This is a genomic window from Chrysiogenia bacterium (assembly GCA_020434085.1).
GTDB lineage: Bacteria > JAGRBM01 > JAGRBM01 > JAGRBM01 > JAGRBM01 > JAGRBM01.
This window is the reverse complement of the sequence record JAGRBM010000207.1, coordinates 1-1,694: the sequence shown is the minus strand read 5'-3', so window position 1 is coordinate 1,694 and position 1,694 is coordinate 1. Positions and strand designations below refer to the sequence as shown.

Genomic DNA, 1,694 nt, shown 5'->3' with positions numbered 1-1,694 from the left:
GCCATGAACCTCAAGCTCTACCGCATGGGCGTGAAGATGCAGGAACAGATGCAGCGCATGATGGGACGCGTCTCCGGTGAGGGCGCGCCGCCCCCCGGCCGCGCAGCGGCGGCCTGAGGAAGCCTTTCGGTAACGGAGGTGCTATGAAATCCTCCATGCCCAGCTCGCCGAAATCCGCAGGCAAACGGCGTTCGCGCAGTGACTCGCGCGAACGTGTCCTGCAGGCCGCCCGCGGCCTGTTCTCCCGCAAGGGTTTTGCCGGCACGTCCATGGACGAGATCGCCTCGCGCGCGAAGGCGTCGCCCTCTTCAATCTACTGGCACTTCAAGGGCGGCAAGGACGACATCGTCCTTGCCGTGATCGAGGAAGCGGCCGACAGCTACACCCGGACCATTCTCAACTACGTGCGCGAGGGAACGACCCCCGAGGAGCGCGTCGAGCGTTTCATCAGCGCGGCGCTCGACCACATGAAGGCGCACACCGAGACCACGCGGCTCGTGATGCAACTGGCCATCGAGCGCAGCCGCGAGGACCCGGCCGTGCGCGATCGCATTCGCGGGATCTACCGCAAGTTCCGTGAAACCATCGCAGGCGAGATGATCGCGGGCTTCCCCTCCATCGATCCCAAGCTGGCCAAACGCGCGGCCGCCATCCAGATCGGCGTGTTCGAGGGGATCTTCCTGCAGTGGCAACTCGACCCCGACGAAATTGACCTCGAGGGTGTCTTCGCGCTTCTGAAATTCAATGCCAAGGCTGACCTGGCCCGACGCAGGAAGATGCTCGAGAAATCGTAGTCCGGTGATGTCTGGAAATGGGCTGACCCGCCATACGTAGCGCTGGAGGCGGCCACAGAAGCCCGACTAGGCCAAGGCTACGTCGGGCAGCCTGCGCGCCGCATGCGATGAATCAACGAATGAAAAATCTGAGGGAAAGAATGGTCTGCCAGCCGAAGCGACGCGCTTTACGCGGCGCGTAGGCTGGTGGAGCAGATCGGGATCGAACCGACGACCTCCACGTTGCGAACGTGGCGCTCTCCCAACTGAGCTACTGCCCCATTTGATCGCTTTTGCGCAATCATCTGCGAGAGCCTCGGGAGGCTCCCAAGGGGCCCTCGCAGGCGGCATTGTGTAGCATGGCATTTCCTGCCGGGCAACGCCCCCGGAGGCCTTTCATAGGGATGCTCCGGCCTTGCCGGCCATGGGTTGCCCAATCGTTACAAACCCGAATAGACTGGCAGCATTCAAGGAATTGGCACCGAGCCGGGGACAGCTATGGCAAGTCTGCGAGTGCTGCTGGTCGACGATGTCCAGGCAGTCATTGATGAAGAAACCCGTTTTCTGGCGGACACCGACGCCGAAATCACCTCCGCAACCGACGGCATGGCGGCGCTGCGCGCCATCAAGGAGCAGCGCCCCCACGTGGTGTTCCTGGACCTCAACCTGCCGCTGATGAACGGCGACGTGGTCTGCCGGGCAATCAAGAACATCTCGGAGCTTGAGAACACGGCCATCATCATGGTGAGCGCCGACAGCGACGAGAAGAGCCTCCAGCGCTGCTACACCTGCGGCGCCGATGCCTATGTCATCAAGCCGATGACCAAGGAAGACATGCTCGAAAAGCTCGACCTTGTGGCCTCCGAGGTCGAGTTCGAAGAAGGCGAAGCCACCGACGAAGCCTGAGGCCCAATTCAAACG

The 1,694-nt window shown here is 62.3% G+C and carries 2 protein-coding genes and 1 tRNA gene; 2 read left to right on the top strand and 1 reads right to left on the bottom strand.

Annotated features, from left to right (window positions below; translation table 11 throughout):
* The first annotated feature begins 143 nt into the window (after window positions 1-143).
* Complete coding sequence (locus KDH09_06820; protein ID MCB0219390.1) at window positions 144-794, top strand: TetR/AcrR family transcriptional regulator; 651 nt, start codon at window positions 144-146, stop codon at window positions 792-794.
* A 184-nt stretch (window positions 795-978) separates the two neighbouring features.
* Here KDH09_06820 and KDH09_06815 read toward each other — a convergent pair.
* Window positions 979-1,054 (bottom strand) — tRNA-Ala (locus KDH09_06815).
* Window positions 1,055-1,271: 217 nt separating this feature from the next.
* Between KDH09_06815 and KDH09_06810 the strand changes: the two genes are divergently transcribed.
* Window positions 1,272-1,679 carry a response regulator gene (locus KDH09_06810; protein MCB0219389.1) on the top strand — a complete coding sequence of 136 codons (408 nt, stop codon included), beginning with the start codon at window positions 1,272-1,274 and terminating at the stop codon, window positions 1,677-1,679.
* The last annotated feature ends 15 nt before the right edge of the window (window positions 1,680-1,694 follow it).